2 protein-coding genes and 2 pseudogenes are annotated in these 2,796 nt (G+C 64.3%); 2 read left to right on the top strand and 2 right to left on the bottom strand.

Annotation, left to right across the window (positions count from 1 at the left end; all coding sequences use genetic code 11):
- The first annotated feature begins 85 nt into the window (after window positions 1-85).
- Window positions 86-1,286 (top strand): annotated as a pseudogene (locus QJS33_RS31120) (IS3 family transposase).
- A gap of 45 nt (window positions 1,287-1,331) precedes the next feature.
- Window positions 1,332-1,658, top strand: a pseudogene (locus QJS33_RS31115) (transposase); the annotation flags it as partial.
- Window positions 1,659-1,858: 200 nt separating this feature from the next.
- Here the strand turns inward: QJS33_RS31115 and QJS33_RS31530 are convergent.
- Window positions 1,859-2,149 carry a DUF3027 domain-containing protein gene (locus tag QJS33_RS31530; RefSeq protein ID WP_372339754.1) on the bottom strand — a complete coding sequence of 97 codons (291 nt, stop codon included), beginning with the start codon at window positions 2,147-2,149 and terminating at the stop codon, window positions 1,859-1,861.
- On the bottom strand, window positions 2,146-2,796 hold a 651-nt coding region (locus tag QJS33_RS31110), incomplete at its 5' end, for a DUF5615 family PIN-like protein (protein WP_306371645.1). The genes QJS33_RS31530 and QJS33_RS31110, both read right to left, overlap by 4 nt.

The following is a 2,796-nucleotide window of genomic DNA, read 5'->3' as shown; positions in this document are numbered from 1 at the left end:
ACGGTTGACCGACAACTCCGAGACGGGGCTTCCCCCCGAGTAGTGGACATATCGGACACTTGAGTCTGAGGAGGAGTCCACACCCATGGCCATGAAGCACTACCCGGCCGAGTTCAAAGCCGACGCCATCGCGTTCTACCGCTCCCGCCCCGGAGCCACCATCGCGCAGATCGCCGCCGAACCCGGCCTCAACCGCGAGACCCTGCGCAACCGGATCCGCAGGGACGACGAGGCCCGCCCCACCACCGCCACCGCGCCCGCCCAAAGCCGCACCCCCCAACGCGAGTCCCTGGAACAGGAGAACAAGCGGCTGCGCGCCCAGGTCGCCGAGCTGGAGACCGAACGCGAGATCCTGCGCCGGGCAGCCGCCTATTTCGCGAAAGAGACGAAGTGGTGAGCCGCTTCAGCTTCGTCCAAGACTTCCGGGACACCTTCGGTGTCAAGCGGCTGTGCCGGGTGCTGGGCCTGTCCTGGTCGGGCTTTCACGCCTGGAAGAAGAGAGCCAGGGCCCGTGCGGAGCGGGCCGCGCGTGATGCCGAGTTGACCGTGCGGATCGCGGCAATCCACGAGGCCGACCCGGCCAACGGCTCCCCGCGCATCACACCGCCGAGCTGCGCGAGCAGGGCCACCACGTCAACCACAAGCGTGTCGAACGCCTGATGCGGGCCGCCGGTCTGCAGGGCATCCACCTGCGCACGAAGGTACATACCACCGTGCCCGCACCGTCCCGCGAGCCGGTGCCCGACCTGCTCGGGCGGGACTTCACCGCGAGCGCACCCAACACCCGCTACGTCGGGGACATCACCTACCTGCCCGTGGAGGGTGGCCGGTTCCTGTACCTGGCCACGGTGATGGACCTGTACTCGCGCCGCCTGGTGGGCTGGTCGATCGCCGACCACATGCGCACGTCCCTGGTGGCGGACGCGTTGGAGGCCGCAGCACGTGAGCGCGGGTCCCTGGACGGAGCGGTGTTCCACTCCGACCACGGCGCCCAGTACACCTCTGCCGAGTTCGCCGCGGTGTGCGGCCGGCTGGGGGTGGCGCGGTCGATGGGCGCGGTGGGCTCCAGCGCGGACAACGCGGCCGCGGAGGCGTTCAACGCCACGTTGAAGCGGGAGACGTTGCAGGGGTTGGGGTTGAAGCGGTGGCCCACGGTCAGGGCGGCCCGGTTGGCGGTGTTCTCCTGGATCGGCCGGTACAACACTCGGAGGCGTCATTCGGCGAACGGGTATCTCAGCCCGCTCGTCTACGAGCAGCGAGCGGTTAGCCTGGAGCTCGCTGCCTGATCAGAAGGTGTCCACACTCAAGGGGAAACGCCCCACCGCGACCACGCGGAGGTCGAGGACCGGGTGCGCACGAACAAGGCGATGGGCCTGGCCCGGCTGCCCTCGAAGTCCTGGACGGTCAACCGGGCGTGGGTGCTCACGGCCAACCTGGCCGCGGACCTGGACGCGTGGCTGCGGTTGCTCACCCTGCACGATCACGAGGACCTCGCCGGGGCGGAGCCCGAGACCATGCGGTTCCGGATCTACCACCTGCCCGCACGCCTGGCCCGTCATGCCCGCCGACGGTTCCTGCGCCTGGAGCGGACCTGGCCCTGGACGGAGGCGTTCACCGCCTGCTGGCGGAGGCTGACCACCCTGCCTGCCCCGACCTGACCACCGTCCCCCGCCCCGACGAGCAGTGAGAAGGAGGACAGGCGCCCTCACCGGAGCTTGTGGAGCCCGGCGCACACCGCAGCGACACGCGAGGGCTCGTTCCTGCCCGGACCAGGGACATCACGGGCAAAGCACCGGATCAGAAGAGCAGATCAACCCCCTGACGAATCTGGGCTACATAGAAGCAGAGCGAAAATAAATCAGTCTAAATCCTCCGAAACCACCCATTCTCCGGCAGGCTCAAAAAAATCACATCCATCATGCTCAAATTTTACATGCGAATCAAACTCAGATTCAGAATTCGCGCAAGCCCCATAATCCAACCCAAGCTTTCCTGCCAAGGGAAACCAGTACCTACATCCGCCACACTGCTCAGAAACCCATATATCTTGGAAGTCTGGAGAGGCAGGCGACCTCACCCTGCGAGCAGACCACCTTCTATGAATCCTCTTCAAGGCTTCCGCGTCATTTCCAACATGCCCAGAATTCATCGCAGTGCACTTTCTACCACCCCAATAACACCAGACACAGAATTCACTCGAGCATTTACCTGGATAGCCCGCGAACCAAACCCCCCGTCCAACTTCCCCCTATCGTGGGTAACAACTCGGGCATTAATTTGCCCAGCCATCAAATTGATCTCAGGATCACTCGCACCAGTAATTCCCATTTCATGAACACCACGAGCATTGTATCCAGCCTCTCGCATTCCAGAGGCAACGCCAGGGTGCATATTTTCATCCACAATGAAACGCTGCCCGCTCTCCGAGAATCCTGCCTTTTCTGCGATCAATTCTTTCATCGCAGATGCAGCGGAAGCAGCATCGCAGTTGTGGTTGAGGACGTCGAGCGACCCCGTGGACACATGGTAGGTGTGGACGCCCTGGACGGTCAGGTTATGGACCGTGGCGGGCTGAGACCAGGCCTGGATCGCGTTGATCTGGACCCAGGTGCCGGCCGAGGTCTGCAACCACATGCTCGGAGCCAGGTCGATCGCGTTGACCCACGCCTTCAGGTCCGGAACCCAGAAGGGGTGTTCGTCGGTCGCGATGATGACGTCCCCGGCCGCCACCGGACCTGGGATATCCGCGTCCTCGGTATCGACCTCGACCACACCCTCGGAAACGGTCTCTCCCTC

The organism is Nocardiopsis sp. CC223A (assembly GCF_030766825.1).
Lineage (GTDB): Bacteria > Actinomycetota > Actinomycetes > Streptosporangiales > Streptosporangiaceae > Nocardiopsis.
The sequence above is the reverse complement of the archived record's forward strand: the minus strand, read 5'-3'. Positions and strand labels throughout refer to the sequence as shown.

Excerpts from the sequence above, each read along its gene's own strand:
- QJS33_RS31530 (WP_372339754.1), bottom strand. The coding sequence starts at position 2,149 with ATGAATTCTGGGCATGTTGGAAATGACGCGGAAGCCTTGAAGAGGATT.